The sequence below is a fragment of the Kitasatospora sp. NPDC043949 genome (genome assembly GCF_056435365.1).
In genome coordinates this window covers 1-20,184 of record NZ_JBWKEQ010000017.1, presented here as the reverse complement: position 1 = coordinate 20,184, position 20,184 = coordinate 1, and the positions used below count along the sequence as shown (strand labels likewise).

The following is a 20,184-nucleotide window of genomic DNA, read 5'->3' as shown; positions in this document are numbered from 1 at the left end:
GGGCGCCGGTGCCGCGCCTCGGACCAGGTGATCCGCGCCACGACGCGGCCGCCCGGCCCCCACAGGACGTCACCGTCCGGCCGCGCCGCCGAGGTCCAGGAGGTAGCGGGCCGGGTCGGCGGGGCGGATCCGGTCGGCGGGAGCGACGGCGTCGCGCCGGGCCAGCCAACTGCGCAGGCGGTCGGGGCGCGGGCGGACGCCGCCGATCTCGTGGAGCAGCACGCGGGCCGGACGCCCGGTCGTCTCGTCCGGCAGGTCGACGTCCACCACCTCGAACTCCGTCCCCGGGGCGAAGATCACGGTCGGCTGGTCGCCCGGCTCGCCGAAGACCGAGCTGCGGCGGCCACCGACGGACCAGATGGCGAACTCCACCCCGACGTCCTCGCCGAAGTCCGCGCCCGGCGCCGCCAGGCCGCTGACCGGGGCCCGCTCGGTGACCACGGTTCCCGGGGTGTAGGCGGCCAGGTCGGCCGACTCGACCGGGCCCGCCACCAGCACGCCTCCGTAGTGGCTGGGCAGCCGCCGGAGCCCGGCCGCGAGGCAGCGCAGGTACGGGCCGAACGGGCCCGGGGCGCCCGACCGCGCCGCGGCGCGGAGCTCGGCACGCTCGGCGAGGACGGTCGAGTCGGTGTGGTGGAGCAGCACGGCGACCAGTTCGGGCCGCGGATCGCCCTCGTCGGCCCGGGCCCGCAGGCCGGGCAGGCGGGTCGCGACGTCCTCGGCCCGCCGGACGAAGCGCTGGTAGGCGGGCCCGAGGAGGGTGACCAGGGCCGCACGGTCCTCGGCGGGGGTGGAGAGCTCGACCAGGTCCGACAAGGGGGCGGTCGACTGCGCCTGAGCTTGCTCGGGGACCTGCTCGGGGGCAGGCCCCGGGGCCTGCACTGGCGTGGAGCCGGCCGCGGGCTCGGGCGTCGAGTGTGCCCCGGCCTGGCCCGCCATGGTTCCCGGCGGCTCCGTGGACTCGGCGGTCTCGGCGGCCTCCGTGGACACGGCCACGGAGGGCACGGGCACGGGCACGGGCTCAGGGTCGAGTGCCGGGGCAGGGGTCGGCACCTCCTCCGCTACGGGGATGCTCTCCTCCGAAGCGGCTGCCGGCGCGGGCCCGGGGCCGGCCTCCCCGTCGGGCGGCGTCCGGTCTCCTCCCCCGGGTGCGACGCTCGCCCCCGGCTCCACGGCCGGGCCGGGGCCGGCGTCCGGGGCCACCGTCGTGCCGGTGTCGCCCACCGCGGCCGCAGTCGGCCCGGGGGCGGGCTCGGGGGTGGGAGGGGAAGCGGGGCGTTCCCCGGGCTCTCCTCCGAAGACCCCCATCGTGGCCATGGGGACCGGTACGGCCACCGGATCCGTCTCGATCCCGCTCTCCGTCCCAATCCCGGCTTCGGACTCTGTCCTGGTCTCGGTCTCCGTCCCGGTCCCAGCCTCCGTCTCGATCTCGAACACCGGACCGGTCGCGGCCACCGGCTCCGGCGCCCCGGGCTCGGTCGACACCGGTAGCGGCGCCGGGTCCGCCTCCGCCGACGCTCCGAGCTCCACCGACGCGGGCTCAGGTACAGCTACGGGCCCCGCCGCAAGCGCGGGCGCCGCCTCCGGGCCGGGCGCCGCCACGGCAGCCGAAGCAGCGGCGGGTCCGACCCAGTCGAGCCCGTACAGCCGGGCGCAGAAACGCCCGACCGCCCCGGACTCGACGTCCAGCGTCCCCTCGACAGCGAGGGCGAGGCGCGCGGGCGTCGGCGGGAGCGAGCCGAGGACGGCCCCGAGGTGGTCCCAGAGTGTCTCGGGGACGGGGCGTCCCGGGGACCCGACGACCAGGGCGGGGCCGGCCGGGTCGGGCCTCCGAAGGCGGGGGCCGCGGTCCGCGGTGGCGGCCGGGCGGAGCCAGAGTCCGGCCGCGACGGCTTCCAGTTCCCAGCCGGGGAAGGCCGGGTAGCGCGCGGGCCCGGGGGCGGCGGGCAGGTCGGGCCGGCTGCGCCAGCCGACGGCCGTGACGGTGCGGTCGGTCGGGCAGGCGACCAGTTCGGTGAGGTAAGGCTCCCACCCTTCGGTGCCGTCCGCGGCAAGGTGGACGTGGCGCAGCCCGGCCGCGCCCCGTACCGGCAGGCCGACGGCCGCCCGGACCTCCCGCCCCAGCGAGGCCGCCGCGACCGCCGCGAGTTCGATGAGCTCGACCGGCGCGGCCCACGGCGCGCTCAGGGTGAGGCGCGCGTCCTCCGCGACCGTCCCGAGCAGCAGCGCGGCGGCGTTGGCGAGTTGGGCCCCGGTGGGCAGCCGCCCGGCCGGTTCGCCGAGGACGAGCAGCAGTCCGCCGTCGGTCGCGGCCGCGTGGTCCAGCGCGGCGGGCCGCGCCCGGCCCGCGATTTCGGTGACCCAGTACGCATCGCGCGTCAGCGGGGTGATGGCGGCCGCGGCGGGCCACCGCGCGCCGAGCGGTTCGGCCCGGAGCTGGGCGCCGCCCGGCGGGCAGCGCCACCAGGAGCCGTCCGGGGCCGACAGCGTTCCGTCCGGCTCGATGCTGACCATCGCGTCGGGCGCCACGATCGTCAGCCCGGAGCGGGCGGCGAGCAGTTCGGCGGGCCGCCGTCCGTCCGGCCCGATCGCGGCGAGTCCCGAGGCGGCGAGCACCAGCACGTCGGCGCCGCGCTCACCCGCCGCCCGTACGAGGTCGTCGAGCGAGGCGAGCAGGACGGGCGCGGCGTCCGCGGCGGCGGCCAGCAGCAGCAGCGCGCGGGGTTCGGCCCGGACGGGCGCGAGGGCTTCGGCCAGTCCGGCGGCCTCCGCGCCGGGCGGCGCGATGACGTAGTGCGGGCCGAGCGCCCGCAGCGTGGAGGCGGTCACCGGCTGGCCTCCGGTTCGTCCGCCACGTGCCCGGTCTGCACCTGGACGGTGCGTCGCCGGGTGATGTAGAGGCCGCGCCCGGCGGGGAACTGCCGGGGCTTGACGTTGCCGAACAGGTACCCCTCCGAGGGCGGGCAGGAGAGCAGCAGGGAGGGCGAGTTGACCTCCTGGAGCTTGCGCATCAGCGGGTCGCCGAGGGCTCGCCCGACGCCGTTGGCGCCGCGCGCGACGACCAGGTGGAGGCCGATCTCGGCGCCCTGGGAGAGGTCTTCGAGCAGGGCCGCGAAGGGGTGGGCGCCGCTGGTGGAGCCGACGAGGTCGTAGTCGTCGACGAGGATGAACAGTTCGGGCCCGGTCCACCAGTCGCGCAGCCTGAGCCGGGCGGGGGTGATGTCCGCGGGCGGGATGCGGTTCTTCATGGCGCGCGAGGCGCCGTCGACGATCTGGCGGAGCTTGTCGACGGCCACCGCGTAGCCGAGCTGGTACTCCTGGGGCACCGCGTCGAACAGGCCGCGCCGGTAGTCGACCAGCATGATCCGCGCCTCGGCGGGGGTGTAGGCGGAGGTGATGGCGTTGATCATGAGCCGCAGCAGGTTGGTCTTGCCGGATTCGCTGTCGCCAACGACCAGCAGGTGCGGGTTCTCCTCGAAGTCGTGCCACAGCGGCGAGACCTCGGTGTCCTCCAGACCGATCGGGACGCGCAGCCGGCCCTCGGGGGCGGGGAGCCCGGCGGCGTCGAGGGTGAGCGGGAGCATCCTGACCTCGGGGGCCCGTGGGCCGGTCCAGTGGGCGGCGACGGCGTCGACCAGGTCGGCCACTCCGTCGCCGAGGTCGTCGGTGTCGCCGGAGCCGTCGATCCGGGGCAGGGCGGTGAGGAAGTGCAGCTGCTCGTCGGTGAGGCCGCGGCCGGGCAGCTTGGGGACCTTGGCGGCCGCGCGCATGTTGATGACGGAGTCGACGGAGTCGCCGAGCCGCAGTTCGAAGCGGGTCTGCAACTGGTCGCGCAGGCCGCCGCTGATCTCGCCCCAGCGGGTGGTGGCGATGACCAGGTGGACGCCGTAGTTGAGGCCGCGCTGGGAGATCAGGGTGAGCGGCTGGACGAGGTCGCCGAACTCCTGGCGCAGGGTGTTCCAGCCGTCGATGACGAGGAAGACGTCGCCGTGCGGGTCGTCGGGCAGTTCCCCGGCGGCCTTGCGGCGGCGGAAGGACGCGATGGAGTCGATGCCGAGTTCGGCGAAGTACTGCTCGCGGCGGGTGATGATGCCGTTGACCTCGGCGACGGTGCGCAGCACCCGTTCGCCGTCGTGCCGGCCGGTGACGCCGCCGAGGTGCGGCAGTCCGCGCAGGGCGGAGAGCGTGCCACCGCCGAAGTCCAGGCAGTAGAACTGGACTTCGCGCGGGGTGTGGGTGAGGGCGAGGCCGGTGATCAGGGTGCGCAGCATGGTGCTCTTGCCGCTCTGCGGGGCGCCGGCGATGCCGACGTGCCCGCCGGCACCGGCCAGGTCGGCGGTGAGCAGGTCGCGCAGTTGCTGGAAAGGGCGGTCGACGATGCCGACCGGCAGGCCGAGCGAGCCGTGGGAGCGCTCGTCCTCGGTGGTGAGGCCGCGTTCGGGGTGCGGGACGAGCGGCGGCAGCAGTTCGTCGAGGGTGGGCGGGACGTCCAGGGGCGGCAGCCAGACCCGGTGGGCGGGCGGTCCGGCGTCGCGCAGCCGGCCGGCGGCGACCTCCAGCAGCGAACCGTCGGACGCCTGCTCCTCCTCGGGCTCGGCCGCGGTCGCCGGGAGGTGACGCGGCAGCACGTAGTCGGTGCCGTAGGCGACGACCTGCCCGGCGAGGGCGGCCTGCTGGGAGGCCCGGCGCTTGGGCCGGTACGGCCCGGAGACGTAGGCGGCCTTGAACCGGGTGAGGGTGGAGATGTCGCTGCGCAGGAAGCCGTTGCCGGGCTGGGAGGGCAGCTGGTAGGCGTCGGGGACGCCGAGGACGCCGCGGCTCTCCATCGCGGAGAAGGTGCGCAGGCCGATCCGGTAGGACAGGTGGGACTCCAGCGCGCTCATCCGACCCTCGTCGAGGCGCTGGGAGGCGAGCAGCAGGTGGACGCCGAGCGAGCGGCCGAGCCGGCCGATCATCACGAAGAGTTCCATGAAGTCCCGGTGCGCGGAAAGCAGTTCGCTGAACTCGTCGACGACGACGAAGAGCGTGGGCATCGGGCGCAGCGCGGCGCCGCCGGCGCGCGCCGTCTCGTAGTCCAGCAGCGAGGCGTAGCCGGCCTCGCGCAGCAGCTCCTGGCGGCGGATGAGTTCGCCGTGCAGGGCGTCGCGCATGCGGTCGACCAGCGCGGCCTCGTCGGCCAGGTTGGTGATCACGGCGGAGGTGTGCGGCAGGCCGTCCAGGCCGAGGAAGGTCGCGCCGCCCTTGAAGTCGACCAGGACGAAGTTGAGCACCTCGGAGGAGTGGGTGACGGCGAGCGCCATCACCAGGGTGCGCAGCAGTTCGGACTTGCCGGAGCCGGTGGCGCCGATCAGCATGCCGTGCGGGCCCATGCCGCCCTGCGCGGACTCCTTCAGGTCGAGGTCGACCGGGCGGCCGTCCGGGCCGAGCCCGAGCGGGACGCGCAGCCGCTGCGCGATGCCGCGCTGGCCCCAGAGCGCCTCGACGTCCAGGGTGTTCAGGTCGGGGATGCCGAGCAGGGCGGTCAGGTCGAAGTCGGTGGCGAGCGGCTCGGCGACGTCCACGCCGTCGGCGATGCGGTAGCGGGCGAGCAGCGCGGCGAGGCGGGTCGCGGCGGGCACGGCGAGCGCGTCGGGGCGGCCGAGGTCGGTGACGACGTCCTTGCGGTTGCGGTCGGCGCCGATCATGGCGAGCCGTCCGTCGTCGATCCGCAGCCGCAGGGTGGTGCGGGCGGCGCGCCACTCCAGGCTGTCGGACAGGTCGATCAGGACGGCGTTGCGGTAGCCGGTGAGCGCGGCGCGGCTGCCGGTGTGGGCGCCGGGGCCGTCGAGCACCAGGACGGTGAAGGGCTCGTCCCGGTTGGGCACGGCGTCCGGTTCGAAGCCCGGGCGGCTGGTGAACTCCTCGCCCAGCAGCTGCTCGACCTCGCCGAGGCTGCCGGCGACCAGCCGGACCGGGCCGGCGCCGTCGGTGTCGGTCGGGTGCAGGGCGTGCGGCAGCCACTTGGCCCAGTCCCAGGAGGTGCGCCGCTCGGCGTCGGTGACGACGGCGATGCGCAGTTCGTCCGGGCCGTGCACGACGGCGAGCTGGGCGAGCACGGCGCGCACCAGGGCGCGGGCGGCCTCCGGGTCCTCGGCCCGCAGCAGCAGTTGGGCGAAGCCGCGCAGGTGGATCGCCATCGGCTGGTCGGCGACGGTGCCGTAGGCGTGGATGAAGCGGCGCAGCGCGTGCGCGCACAGCGGCTCCAGGTCCTCGACCGGCTTGGTGGCCAGCGGGGCGAGCGGGGTGGCCAGGCGCTGGGCGCCGACCGCGATCCGGACGTCGCTGAAGTCCGGGTGGGCGGCCCGCCGCTCCCACAGCCGGGTGGTGCCCACCAGTGACCACAGCTCGTCCGGGGCCGGGTGCCGCCAGGCGAGCGCCTGCCGTTGGGCGTCGACCGAACGCCGCACCTGGCGGCGCACCTGGGAGAGGTAGCGCAGGTAGTCGCGGCGCTCGCCGCGCAACTGCTGCTTGCGGTCGCTGGAGCCGCGGATCAGCTGGGTGACCAGCATGCCGACGGCGGACAGCGCCATCATCCCCATCGCGAGGTAGCTGAGCGCGCCACCGCCGCCCTCGCCGCCGCCCGGGTGCAGGAACATGAAGACCATCGACAGCGAGCCGAGCGCCATCGGGGCCATGCTGATCACGCTCGCCATGCCGCTCTGCTTCTCCGGCAGACCCGGCGGCTCCTGCAACTGGATCTCGCCGTCCGGCATCTCGGGCCCCGGGCGCCGGGGCGTCCGGGTGACCAGCACAACGCTCACTCAGGGCTCCTCACTGTGACGGGCTCCTCACTGCGACAGCCGTCCCTCTGGCTCACGGACGGCGTGGCACCCGGGGTTCAACCGCGGTTGAACGCGGCGCGCCGAGCCGCCCGTTCAACCGAGCGGAGAACACCACCGAGCCGGAGGACTGGCGTGAGCAGCAGTGTCGTCGCAGGACTGTGCCGATTGAGGTTCCACGCGCCGGAGGTGGTCTTCGAGCTGGCCGTCCCGGCCGACGTACCGCTCGGCGACCTGCTTCCCGCCATCCTCGGCCACGCGGGCCCGGACCTCGCCGAGACCGGGCTGGAGCACGGCGGCTGGGTGCTGCAACGGCTCGGCGAGGATCCGCTCGACGAGGAGCAGAGCACCGAGGCGCTGAAGCTGCACGACGGCGACGCGGTCCACCTGCGCCCGCGCCACCAGGCCCTGCCGCCGGTCCACTTCGACGACCTGGTCGACGGCGTGGCCTCCGGCATGAACGAGCGCGGCGACACCTGGCGCCCCGCCCTCACCCGCCGCCTCGCTCTCGCCGTCACCCTCACGGCCCTCGCCGCCGCCTGGGTGCTGCTCGCCCTGCCCGGCCCCGCCGGCCCGCGCCAGGCCGCCGCGGCGGCCGTCGCGGCCCTGCTGCTGCTCGGCGCCGCCAGCGCCTCCCGGGCCATGGCCGACGCCGGCGCGGGCGCCGCGCTCGGCGCCGCCGCCGTCCCGTACCTGGGCCTCGCCGCCCTGCTGCTGCCCAGCGGCCCGGGCGGGGACGACCTGCTCGGCGCCCGGGTGCTGGCGGCCGCCTCCGCCGGGGCCGGCGCGGCGGTGCTGGCCCTGGCGGCGGTGGGCGGGGCCGCCCCGCTCTTCCTCGGGGTGGTGCTGGTCGCGGTGCTCGGGGTGCTGGCGGGGGTGCTGGTGCTGGCGGGGCTGACGCTCGGCAAGCTGGTCGCCGTGGTCGCGGTGGTGGCCGTCCTGATCGGCGCCTTCGTGCCGTCGTTCGCCTTCCGGCTCTCCGGTCTGCGGCTGCCGATGCTCCCGCGCAACGCCGAGGAACTGCAGGAGAACATCGAGCCCGTCCCGGCCGCCGCCGTACTGCCGCGCGCCCTGATCGCCGACGACTACCTGATGGCCCTCTACACGGCGATCGGCGCCGTCTGCGCGGCCTGCCTGACCGTCCTCGCCTTCACCGACGGCTGGGCCGGCCCGGCCGAGGCCGCGGCACTCAGCCTGCTGCTCCTGCTGCACGGCCGGGCCGTCGGCAGCATCCGCCAGCGGCTGAGCATCCTGCTGCCCGGGGTCTACGGCGGCCTGGTGCTGGTCTCCCGGGCGGCGCACACGGCCTCGCCCGCCGAGCGCCTCGGCCTGCTGGGCGGCCTGCTGGCGGTGGCCGTCGCCCTGCTGGTCGTCGCCTGGACGGTCCCCGGCCGGCGCCTGCTCCCCTACTGGGGCCGGATCGCCGACATCCTGCACACCCTCAGCGCCCTCTCCCTGCTTCCGCTCGCCCTCCAGGCCTGCGGCGTCTACCACACCCTGCGGGGCCTCGGCGGCTGAGCCGCCAAGGCCCCCGGGGCGGGCCCCGGCCGGATCATCCGGCCGGGGCCTCGCCGTCTTCGTCCGACGGGGCCTTGTACTGCTCACGGCAGATCTGGTAGATCCTCTTCAGCTGGTCCTCGGTCAATTTCCGGACCATTTCCTTGACTTCCGGGGTCCAGAAACCCTTCCGCATTTGTTTGATGGTCTTCTCGTCCACCCCGGGGTTGGCCTGCCTCGTCAAGTACTCGGCGAGAGCCTCCTCCAGCCCCTCCCTGATCGCCTTGAAAGCGGCGTTGCTGACCTTCTTGTCGATGGTTCCGGTGTAGTCCTCCGCCAGGACCTTCCAGTGGTTGTCGGCTATCCAGGTGACTCCGAGCGCCTTGAGTCCGTTGGCGCCGAACTCCGGCACGGCAGTCGCGCAGACCTTGGCGGCCGCCGACTCGATCTCGTGCGCCATGTCCTCCGCCAGAGCCAGCTGCCCCTCCACCTGCTCCCACGCGTCAGGAGCGAGGCGCTCCTTGAATTCGTTGAATTCACGCAGGTAGGGCAGGGTCTGCTTCGCCAGTTCGAAGCCGGTCATCTCCTCGACGGCCTTCATCTGATCCAGGCCCACGCGCACGGGATCCGCCAGGTGCGGGTGGGACTCGTGCCCGACTTCCATGGGCCTCTCGTGACGGCCCAGATAGAATTCGATCGCACTTCGAATCACCTTCGGATCGCCCCCCAGGAACTTTCCGGGGAACGCGCCTTCGAGCATCCGGTCATTCGCCCTCGCCTCGGTGATGAATGCCCGGCCGTAGTTCCGCCCCATGGCTTCCTCGAACTTCAGTCCGCGCGTCCATCCCTTGGACTGCTTGAGGTTCGGCAGCCCGTCGCCCTCGTTGCGGTGCGGGCTGATGTCGATCGAGACGATCTTGATTCCGGCGAAGGAGAGCTCGTCCATCACGCCGCTGCGCATGCCGACCGCTCCGACCACCTCGTACGTGTCGGAGAGGTACTTGAGGAGCGCGAGCTCCTTGCGGCGGTTCCCGACCGACGGCCAGTTCCAGTACTCCCGCAGGGCCGGCCCCTCCCAGACGGCGGGCTCCTCGCCCATCGGAACGATCGTGTGACCGTCCCCGAGCGCCGCCTTGGCCTGCTCGATGATCTGCACCACGCCCTCCGTACCGGTGTCGAGGGCCGGTGCGTTGGCGCCGGCCCGGCCGCTGTGACCGCTGCCCCGGTACACCACGAGCACGTACTTCTTCCCCTCCTCGAAGCCCCCGAAGTCCGGATTCGCCAGGTCCCGCCGGAAGGCCTCGCCCTCTTCCGGGGTGTAGTGCCCGTAGCCACGGGCGAACTCCGTCACCCGGGCGTCCTGGAACGTCACCTCGCCCGTCGGATCCTGATAGTTCGCGGTGCGCTTCTCGACCATGCCCACGGCCCGTGTCAGCTCCTGCACCTGCACCTGCTCCTTGGTCTCCGCGTTCCTCGTCGCGGACGGCACGGCACTGTTGACCAGTTTCAGATGGTCGGCGACGAGCGGCCGCTTGAGGTAGGCGGCGAGATCCTCCGACGCGTCGGTCTCGTTGCGACCGAACTTGCTCGGCAGTTGCGTCTCGGTCGTGTACACCACCGTGCGCCCCGACCGGATCAGGTCGTCATGCAGATTGATGATCTGTTCGACCTGGCCCTTGGTGGCTTCGGTGACGTTCCAGATCACCAGGCCGCGGTCCGGATAGGCGACCAGGGCGGCGCGCATGTGGTACATGTCGCCGGAGTTCTCCGCCCTGATGGTGTAAGTCGTCTTCGGAAGCAGCTTCAGACCGTCCGCCGATACGTGGTCACCGGACGCCGTCACCCACAGGTGGGTGTCGGGCGTGATCGACGGGGGAACGACCGCGCTGGCGGACTGTTCCACGTTCTCCTGTGCTTCCTTGAGCTCCCAGCGCAGGCCGCCTCCCTCCTCCTCGGTGTTCCCGCGGACGGTCCACACCTCGGCGAAGCCGCCCGGTCGGGTGACGGCCACCGTGGCCACGGTGGCGGAATCACGCAGCCGCAGCTCCAGCGCGGTGCGGGCCGCTTCTCCGGTGCCGTAGTCGTACGCCAGCCGTTCCAGCCTCCTCGACCCGGGTGCGCCGCCGCCGTCCGTCGGGCCGTACACCTCCCCCTCGATCCGGTTCCGCTTCGGCGGTTGGAGCAGTTCCAAGGCGCGGGTGCGCTGAACCGACCACTCGGCCGGGGGCCTCGGCGCGGCCGGGGTCTCCGCCACCGGCAGGGGCACCGTCACGTGGAAGGTCATCAGGACCGAGTAGACGGAATCGCCGTCGCTGCTCGAAGATCCGGCGGCGGTCTGGTCCTCATCGTCCGAATGCCCGGCGACGGTCTGGTCCTCATCGCCCGCATGCCCGGCGACGACCTGATCCTCATCGCCCAGATGTCCGACGCCGACCTGGCCCACGTCGCCCAGGACGACCGGCACCGGCTGGTCCGGGTCGATGGGGTCGTGCTCGGTGGCCTGGGGGACGGGCTCCTCGTCCGGGCGCAGGAGTTCCTGGCCATGTGCGGTGGACTGGACGGTGCCGTGCTCGGTGACCGCCAGGTGGTACCAGTCGCCGGCCCCCTCGACCCTCGGGAGGCCGTTCCCCGTGTAGCCGACGCGCGCGGCGACGACCATGCGGGGCTGGTCCCCGCCGGTGAGGTGGACCAGGCCCCCGGCGGCGAAGGCCTCGGGGCGGCCGAGGCGCTCCAGCGCCGGGCTGAGGGGCAGGTTGTTGGCCTCGGCGAAGGCCCGGCGGGCCGCGAGCGCCTCGTGGAGGGCGAGCAGGGTCCTGTCGGCGTAGGAGGCCTGGCGCTCGGCGCTTCCCTCGGGGCCGGGAGGGCGGTAACCGGAGTTGCAGGAGAGGAAGCGCAGCGGCTCGCCCTGCCACTGGCCGCCTTCGGCCAGCCGCAGCAGCGCGCCCGCCATCTCCTCCGGGCTCAGCTCCCTGCCGAGCCAGGTCGGCGCCCCGTCGTGCTGGAGGGTGTGGTAGGCGAGGGTGAAGTACCGGGGATCCGCCGGGAGGTGGCTCAGCGCCTCCAGGACAGCCTGCGCGGCGGGGGTGCCCCGCTCGTTCAGGTCGGCGAGGTAGTGCACCCCGTTGGCGGGGCCGGGCAGGGGCGTGGCGAGCGTCTCGGCGACGGCGTCGGCGGTGGAGCCGCGGCTGATCGTCTGCCCCTCGGGGTGCAGGACCGAGTACAGCACCCGGTGGTTGCTCACCGACTGGACGACGGTGGTCTCGCTGATCGGGATCTCCATCTCGATCGGGACGAGGCCCTGCACGGTCTCGGTCCGGTCGCCGTCCCGGAAGGTCAGCTGGACCTCGGCCTGGCCGACGTAGCGGGCGGCCGGGGTGGGGATCTTGGCGTTGGCCACGGTCTTCCCGGAGGAGCCCGCGGACGGCCCCTCACGCCACCGGTGGCCGCCCCCACCGACGACGCCGGTGGTGAACTCGGCGGCGCCCTTGGCGCCGAACTTGGCGCCGAGCTGGCCCTGGACGTTCCACCGCCGCCAGTCGAGACGGGTGTGCCGCCCGCCGCTGGTGGAGTCGTTGGCCGGGCTGAAGGCGGCCACCCGGTTGTCGCTGTGGTACTCCAACTGGACGATCGAGATGGTGGCGCTGATGCCGGCGTCGTCGACGAACAGGCGCTTGCCGGCCGACGGGGTCTCGATGGTCCGGCCGTCCTGCACCACCGCGTCGCGGCGCGGGGCGTTCGGGTGCTCCTCCGACGGCGGCAGGATCTCCCGGCCCCGGGCGACCGACCCGAACAGGGCGGACAACTGCGCGTGGCTGTGGGTGTTCCGGGCGACGGACTCCAGCCAGGACCACGTCCCCTCGCGGAAGAAGCGCTCACCGAACACGGTCAGCAGGTCCCGCACGCCGGAGGTGTCGTCGAGCCAGCGCACGACGCCGGTCTCGTGCACCCCGTGGGTGAACACCGATTCCGGCGGCCGCCGGACGACCTGCGTCGCGGACGGCACGGCCGGGGGGATCGGGGGCAACTGCCGGTCGGGATCGTCCGGGCGCGGCGGCCGGACGGGCTCGCCCCGGCCGGACTCCAGCAGCACGTCGGCGTGGATCCGCGTCTCGACGACCGTCCGCCGGTACAGGCCGACGCGGGCGAGGCGGTCCCCGGTCCTGACCAGCTCCCGGTTGAGGGCCTGGAACTTGGACGGGGCGGCGCTGCCGCCGGCGTCCTGCCGCTCCCTGTCCTGCCGTCGGAACATCTGCTCCCGTGCCTCGCGGCTGGGGCGGATCTTGTGCGGGGAGGCCAGGCTCACCGCCGGCTTGCGCTCGAACTCGACCTTCAGCACCACGTCCGCGCGGTAGGACCGGCCGTCCGTCACCTTGCTCTTGACGGCCGTCCCGCTGGCGGTGCTGGCACTGCCGTGCTCCAGCCGGTCGACGCCCCACGCCCCGGTGACGCTGCCGCCGCCGACGAACGCCGCCCCCGTGGCCAGCACGTCGGTGGTGGCCAGCAGGCTGCCGGTGATCGCGGTGCCCTGGCCGCCGCCGGTGTTGGTCCCGCCGTCGGCGCTGGTGAGCGAGGTCTGGGCGCCGTGGCCGATGTTGAACTCGACCACCGGTGCCGGACCGGTCGGGGTCAGTTCCCGTACCTCGGCGGTGATCCACGCCCGGCTGCGGCCGTGCTTCACCACGATGGGGTGGCCGGCCATCACCGACTTGAGGTCGGTGTGCAGCCGGTCGAAGTCCAGCTCGGCGAGCAGCTTCCGCTGCATGCCGGGCCAGTCCTTGCCCAGGAAGCCCGCGGCCCTGCGGCCCAGATCCTGGACGACCTCGTGGACCGTCCCCTCCCGGCCCAGCCCCCGGTAGACGGCGGTGACGACGTCGGAGGAGCCGAGCCGGTGGCTCGGCAGTTGCCGCACGGGCGCGGCCGGATCAATGGTGCGGTGCGGCGCGGCCACCACGGCCGACACCGGAACGGTCAGGTCGTCAAGCCTCGCCGACCGCTTCGACGGCTCGAACGAGACGGTGAACTCGGCGGTGGAGTCGGACAGTCGGGCCAACTCCGTGGCCTTGGCCCGGCTGTTGGTGCCGCCGGTGCGGTCGATCGAGAGCCCCTTGACGAAGTCCCGGGTGTGCGAGGCCTCCCCGGCGAGGTCGACGTGCGGGACGGAACCCCCGAGCTTGAGCCGGAACCGGAACCGGGTGCGCAGGTCGGAGGTGGTGCCGGTGGTGGTGCGCTGCTGGCTGCCGACCTCGAACTCGAAGCCGGTGACCAGCGTCTCCCTCGGCCGGGGGTTGATCAGCTCGGCCGCCACCACGACCGTTCCCTTCCACCCGTCGAGGTCGACCGGGATCCGGATCCGCTCGCCCCGGCTCAGCCGGGACAGCGCGGCCTTGAGGCCGTACGGGTCGACCGCCCTGGCGAGCCGCGCCAGGACGCGCTCGGGCACCGGGTGGCCGGACTGCCGTTCGAGCGTCTCCCTGATCTGCCTCAGCACGGCGGTGTCGCCCCTGCCGAGGCTCAGCACCACGTCGGACTGGCCGAGCCGGGTGACCGTCCGCTGCGTGGCCACCTGCTCCGCGACCTCCTGGTGCGGGGCCGAGGGAGCCGTGAAGCCGTTCCGGTCGTGCTCGCCGACCTGGCGCAGCGCCGTGTGCACCTGCTCCAGGCTCAGTTCGGCGGAGAGCGGGACCGACCCGCGATGCTCCCCGTTGACCGTCACGTCCAGGGTGATCTCCGTCCGGAACAGCTCCTGCGCACTGCCGTACTTGCCGTTCGCGTAGCTCTTGCTGGACTCCCCGCCGCGCCACCCGTCGCGGACCCGCGACTCCACGGAGGCCGTGACGTTGCCCTGCATGGTGTCCTTGAAGGGCTTGCCCGCGGCGTCCAGCACCTCCCGGGTGTGCACCGGACCCTTGCCGCCGCCCTGGCCCTGCACGGTCTTCGTGTCGGAGCGCAGGTGACGCGACGAGTCGAAGGTGCTGCTCTCGCGGATCGGGTTGAGCTCGGCGTTGCTCTGGGGCCGCACGTGGTCGATCCGGGTGACCCGGGCCGTGACGGAGACGTGCATCTTCTCCAACGGGCCGAGGGTGACCTCGGGACCGCGCAGTTCGGATCCGCGCGACATCCCGACCAGGTGGGCGCTGACGGCGGCATGCGAGTAGGCCTGCAGGATGTCCTCGCGCACCGCCGACCAGCCCTGCTCGCCGCCGAACACCTCCCGGCCGATCCGGTCGAGTTCGGCGTGCAGCGGGGCGACGCTGCGCAGGTCCCGGACGGTGGCGGTGTCGGGCAGCCCCTGCCAGAACTCGTCTCGGGGGGCCAGGACTTCGTCTCCCACCGCGTGGGCGTGCTCGGGGGGCGTGAGCTGCTGAGCAGCGGTGAACACGGGCGGCTGCGTGCCGGGCACGACCTCCTCGACCGGGGTGACGAGGGTCGCCTCGGCCTGGTCGATCACCACCCGGAAACCCAGATCGACGTGGGCGTCCTGGTCGGCGGGCTGGGCCAGCCTGCTCCGCCAGCCGAAGGTGACGGTCAGGTCGGCCGCCCCCTCGAAGAGCACCGCCGGGTTCTTGACCTTGGTGCCGAGCCCCAGGTCGTCACCGGAGCCGTGGAGCTCGACGTCGTCCCGGCCGGCCCGGCCGCCCAGCCCGCCCCCGGCACCGCCGTTCTTGGCGATCCAGTTGCCGACCGAGGACGGCAGCGTCTGCCAGTCCTTGCTGCCAGTCTTCTGCTCGACGTGCGAACGGGTCGTCGCGGTGGCGATGTTGAACTCGGTGCTCGGCAGGGTGTGGACCTGCTGCATCCGGGAGACGGTCCCGCCGCCGATGGTGATCACCGCGGCGGGCCCGGTCAGGCTGTCGTCGACGATGGTCAGCTTCTGGCCGGACATCACCCCCTTCAGCTCCTGGTGCAGGGTGCCGAGGTCGAGTTCCTCCAGCAGCCTGCGCTTGAGGGCGGGCCAGCGCCCTTCGAAGTACTGCTCGGCCTGGCCCTCGAAGCCCGCCACGAACGTGGCCAGGGCCGCCGCGCCGTGCCCGGCCGGCGCGACGGGCTGGTTCACCGGGGCGAGCTCGATGTCGCCCGCGGCGTTCGGCACGGGCGCCGGCGGGCGGGCGGTCGTCCAGACGTCGGTCACGATGTGCGAGCCGGCCAGCCGCAGGTTCTCGGCGGTCTCCCGCGGCACCGTGTAGTGGGCCTGGGGCACCTGCGGCGCGTTCGCGGTCTCCCGCACCGGCACGGCGACCCGCCCGGTGAAACCGAGGTCGATCGGCTGCGGCACCTTCCACGGCCCCGGTGCGCCCTGGAGGCGGGCGTCCAGGAACTCCACCCGCACGTTGAACGGCGTGTCGAACAGCGCCGCCGGCTCGACGGTCTTACCCCGGGCCAGTGTCCTGCTGGCCTCGGCGGTGGCACTGCCGTGCAGCCAGCCGTGCTGATAGCCGAGCGTCTCGGTGAGATCCCCCGAGCTGCCGAACTTCGCCTTGAACTGCACACCGAGGTTGGCCTGCGTCAACCCGTCGGAGGTGACGCCGATCATGCTCTGCTGCTCCGAGCCGTACTCGAACTCGAAGCCGGACACCGTCTCGACGTACGTGCCGTCCCCCGCGCCACCCGTGATCCGGACCGTGCCGGACCACTGGCCCGCCTGGAAGTCCACCTCCCGGACATCGCCCCGGGACAACGCGGACACCGTCGGCCGCAGCACCTCGCCGCCGAACAGGCTGTTCGCCAGCGTCCGCGCGGCATCCCGGTCCCCGTGCAGCGCCTCGGCGAACCGGTCGGTGAGCTGGTTCAGAATCCGCACGTCGTCGTGGTTCAGAGCGACCAGGACGTCGTACGCGGCCAACCCGCGCTCGCCGACACGGGACGGCGGTAGCGGGGCGGGCGGCGGCGGAGGCTGCACCTCTTGCTGCTGTTGTTGCTCCAGCTGCTGTTGCTGTTGCTGTTGCTGTTGATCCTGCTGCTGCTGCGAGCTCTGCGTGACCTCATGGGAGTTCGCCACCGTCAGCGACTCTTCGGTGATCCCCTCAGTGATCCCCTCAGTGATCCCCTCAGTGATCCCCTCAGTGGTCTCCTCGGTGGTCTCCTCGGTGTGCGAGGAGGTCTGCTGGAGCGCAGCCCCCTCATCGTCCGTGGTCAGCGGCAGGCCGCTCTCTTCGGCGACCACCGATTCCTGCGTGGTGGACTCGTCGTGGGAGACGGTGTGGTCGACGGCCTGCTCTACCGACTCGGTCTCGGAGACGACGTGGGAGGTGTCCTGCGACACGACCGCCGTCTCCTCGGGCACGACGATGTGCTGTTCCTCGCCCCTTCCGTCCATGAACTCCCGGAAGCCCTGGAACATCTCCTCTACGCGCTGCTCCTCGGCCCTCCCGTCCATGAACTCCCGGAGACCCTCGAACATCTCCTCTACGCGCTGCTCCTCGGCCCTCCCGTCCATGAACTCCCGGAGACCCTCAAACATCTCCTCCTCGGCCCGGACGCGGCTGACCTGGTTCGAGGGCCGCGCCCGGACGGACTGCGGGTCGGTGCCGTAGAGGTGTTCCAGCAGCGGCAGCAGCTCCGGCTCGTTCTCACGGACCCAGTCGACACCGTTGTTGCGAGGCTTCCCGGTCTGCGGATCGTTCCCGTGGTTCGTCCCGAGATACGTGTTGCTCAGCTGAGCGAAGAACTCGTGGACATCGGCCGAGGAGTAGTTGCCGACCGGCTCACCCGCAGCATTGCGCCGCGATCCATCGGGCCAGACCGTCACGGACTCCTCACCGAACAGATCAGCCAGACCGTCCGCGAGACGCTTCCCCCGGTACGCCTCCTCGACCAGCGCCCTCTGCTCACGACTCAGCCCGAACTCCAGGACCGCGTGCGCGAGTTCATGAGTCGCCGAGGAATACCCCTCCGGCTGCGTGGCATGCGGACCGACCGTCGTCCGCTCACCGAGCAGGTTCTCCTCGGGGATCGCCACCACAAGCTCGTCGTTCGCCCCCCGCAACTGGTCAACACTGCGCCCGTTGCCCGCCTCACCGCCGGCCACCAGCCCGCGAAGCTTCTCGAAACCCGCCACCCCGGTCAACGGCACATCACGCGGCACCACCACCACGCGCACACCCGCCGCCACCAGCCTGGCCGCGACCTCCTTGTCCTGCAACATCCGCGCGACCTGCAACTCAGCCTCACGCCGCGAAGCAACCGGCTGATGCACACGGGGGTCGACGTCGATCACCAACCGCGCCGCCGCCTGCGCGAAGTCCTCCGCCGACAACTCCGACCGCAGGCTCTCCACAAAAGCGGTATCGGCCGCGAGCTCCCGCCGGGCCTCCGGACCGAGGTGCTCCAACGCCTGCACCCGCTCATGCAACGGCCCCGGAACCGGCATACCACCACCGTGCTCCACCGCCAGCGGATTCACCACCACCGACTCCTCCGACACCCCCGAAGGCGCCGGCCGAAGCCTCTTCTCCGCCGAATCCTCCGGCTCCGAGTCACTGTTGTGCTCAAGCGGCCGCTTCGGGGCCCCATCGCCCTCCTGGGTGCTGGCGGCAGCCGGTACCCCTTCCGGAGCGGGGACAGGACTCAACGGGGAGTAGTGACTGTCGGAGAGGAACAGGGAGACGTCCCTGTTGCCCTCGGGGGCACCGGGTACCGGCGCCAAGGAGTGCCAGTTGACCCCGTCGAAGATGTGCAGCCGCACCCCCAGAGCCGAGGCGACGATCGACGGAATCAGATCACCGTTCGACCCGGCCCACCACCCCCTCGTCTTGACCATCCAGCCGAGATCATCGGGCTTCGCCCCGTGCGTCTGCGCGAATGCGGTGACCAGCTCCATGTTGTGGCCGATCCACCTGGAGACGCGGTTGCGCAGCATCGCCGCGTTCTGAGGGCTGACGGCCGTGCCCATAACGTGGTTGACGGAGTGGTAGAGACAGTCCCCGTCGCGGGGCACCTCGTGGATCTGGTAGCCCATCTCGTACAGGTACGCGCCGTCGTGGAGGCTGCGGTGGTACGACTGCAGTTCGGGCAACAGGGGCAGCCCCTCCTCGGCCATCCTGCGGTACACCTGCCACGGGGGGTTGTCGGCGTACCGCGGCCCGTCGGCGAAGACCTCGTCGAACTTGCCCAGGTAATCCTCCACCGCCCGTCCGCCGCCCGAGGCCGTCACGACCTCCTGGCGCAGCTTGCCGTACCGGTTCCGCAGGTGCTGGACGCGGTTGGCGGCGAACTGCCCGGCGTCGAGCGGCCGGTCACCCGAAAGCCCCAGCTGCTCCCGGATCTTGGCCACAGCGTCGTACCCGAAGCCGCGTTCCTGGCCGTAGACGTCGACGGGCTTGCGCCACCGGAGGATGTCGCCCCTCAGGTGGAAACCGTGGTTGGGCTTGGCCTGCGGCTGGTTGCCCTTGCCGCCCCCACCCGACTGCTTCTTCTCCTTGCCCTTACCGCCCGCCCCCGACTGCTTGGAGGCGCCGTGCTTCTCGTCGTACGGGATGGTGTACCGGCCGGACGCGGTGGGCGGGGTCGGGATCACCACCCGCTCGTAGCCCGGCGCCTTGCCTCCGAATCCAGTCTCCCCCACGTCGTTTGCGTGCCACTTCTCCATCCGCTCCCGTCCGCTGGAGCCCTTCTCCTCCAGGTACGCGACCTTGTGGCCGAGCAGTGCGGCGGCTTCCAGGTTGCCGGAACGGGCCCCGAGGTGGTTCATGTCGTACTGGCGATTCAGGAAGTCGTACAGCCTCAACTGGCCGGTCCTGAGGTTCTCCGTCCAGACGGACGGGTCCGATCCACCGTCCTTCCAGAAGCCGGTGACGTGGTGGATGGTGTCGATCCCGAGCTCCTCGCGCATCTCCGCGACCAGCTCGTTCCACTTGTTCTGCCGAGAAGGATGGGGGTCACCGGTGATGAGCACCATGCCCTGCTCACGGGCGACCTCCCGCAGGATCTGCCGCACGCCTTGGAAACTGGTGTCGTGCTCCATCCGGCCGCCAAGGTCGGCCCACTGCGTGGCCTTGCCGGTGAAACGGGACCAGAGCACCAAGACCTTCGAACCCCGGGCAGGCAGCGTGATCCCACGGCCCGTCAGCCAGTCGGCGATCCGCTGATCGTGCGCAGGAGTCATCTTCCAGGCGTCGCGGACGGTCTGGCGCAGTTCGTCCGAGAACACCTTGGCGACCTTGTCAGTACCGAACGTGACGCTCTTGACCGCCGCCTCCTGGTCCTGCTCGGAAAGCACCTCCCAGTCCTCGGCCACGATGCGGCGGGCCTCCGCGTCCATCACCTCGTAGAGGCGGCCCGTCTCCATGGTCGGCACCTCCACGGTGTGGATGCGATCCCCGTCGATCCCGATGGAGCGGTAGAAGGCCTCGATCTCCAGGGACTTGTCCTTGGGGTTGACGGCGTGGCCCTCCGCCGTGCGCGGCCCCCGCGCGATCAGGACGTGCAGGTTCGAATCGTTCAGCAGCGCCACCGAGATACCGAACTGGTCACCGGAGGAGTAACCCGGCTGCTTGACCAACCGCCGGTGCTCCGGCGGCAGGTTGTCCTCGTGGATGTTCGCCCTCGGAGCGACGTCCAACGGGCCGCCCTCGTGCGAACCGGTCCCGTGCGGGGCCGAAACCGGGTCCACCCAGACATGCTCACGGTCATGCGGCGACGCCAACTCCCGCGCCTCATCCCAGGTCCGACCATGCGTGGGAGCCGGGTCGAGGTGCCCCACCACGGACGAGATCAGCTGCAAGTGCCGCTCCCGCAGACCACCCTGCCCCAGACCACCCGGCGCCGGAGCCCGGTGATCACCCAGCAGACTCCCCTCGACCGCAGGACGATGAGACAGACCCGAAGCCCGGTACTCGTCCCGCAGACCGATCTGGTGGCCCAACTCGTGCGC

General features: G+C 72.5%; 5 protein-coding genes. 2 read left to right on the top strand and 3 right to left on the bottom strand.

Annotated features, from left to right (window positions below; all coding sequences use genetic code 11):
* Window positions 1–69: 69 nt before the first annotated feature.
* Both AC07AL_RS16255 and eccCa read right to left on the bottom strand, forming a co-directional pair.
* Window positions 70–2,829 (bottom strand): hypothetical protein, encoded by a 2,760-nt coding sequence (locus AC07AL_RS16255; RefSeq protein ID WP_478317680.1) that lies wholly within the window; start codon window positions 2,827–2,829, stop codon window positions 70–72.
* A complete protein-coding gene (gene eccCa / locus AC07AL_RS16250) occupies window positions 2,826–6,752 on the bottom strand; it encodes a type VII secretion protein EccCa (RefSeq protein ID WP_478317726.1) in 3,927 nt (1,308 codons plus the stop codon). The genes AC07AL_RS16255 and eccCa overlap by 4 nt, the downstream gene beginning before the upstream one ends.
* Window positions 6,753–6,953: 201 nt before the next feature.
* Here eccCa and eccD point away from each other — a divergent pair, with 201 nt between their 5' ends.
* Window positions 6,954–8,336 carry a type VII secretion integral membrane protein EccD gene (gene eccD / locus AC07AL_RS16245; protein ID WP_400805984.1) on the top strand — a complete coding sequence of 461 codons (1,383 nt, stop codon included), beginning with the start codon at window positions 6,954–6,956 and terminating at the stop codon, window positions 8,334–8,336.
* A gap of 34 nt (window positions 8,337–8,370) precedes the next feature.
* Here the strand turns inward: eccD and AC07AL_RS16240 are convergent, their stop codons facing one another.
* Window positions 8,371–19,923, bottom strand: a complete 11,553-nt coding sequence (locus tag AC07AL_RS16240) for an OTU domain-containing protein (RefSeq protein ID WP_478317679.1) — start codon at window positions 19,921–19,923, stop codon at window positions 8,371–8,373.
* 60 nt (window positions 19,924–19,983) lie between these two features.
* Here AC07AL_RS16240 and AC07AL_RS16235 point away from each other — a divergent pair.
* On the top strand, window positions 19,984–20,184 hold a 201-nt coding region (locus AC07AL_RS16235), incomplete at its 3' end, for a hypothetical protein (RefSeq protein ID WP_478317677.1).

What these genes read in the sequence shown, in the direction of transcription:
- eccCa (WP_478317726.1), bottom strand. Translation starts at nt 6,752, where the DNA reads ATGCCGGACGGCGAGATCCAGTTGCAGGAGCCGCCGGGTCTGCCGGAG.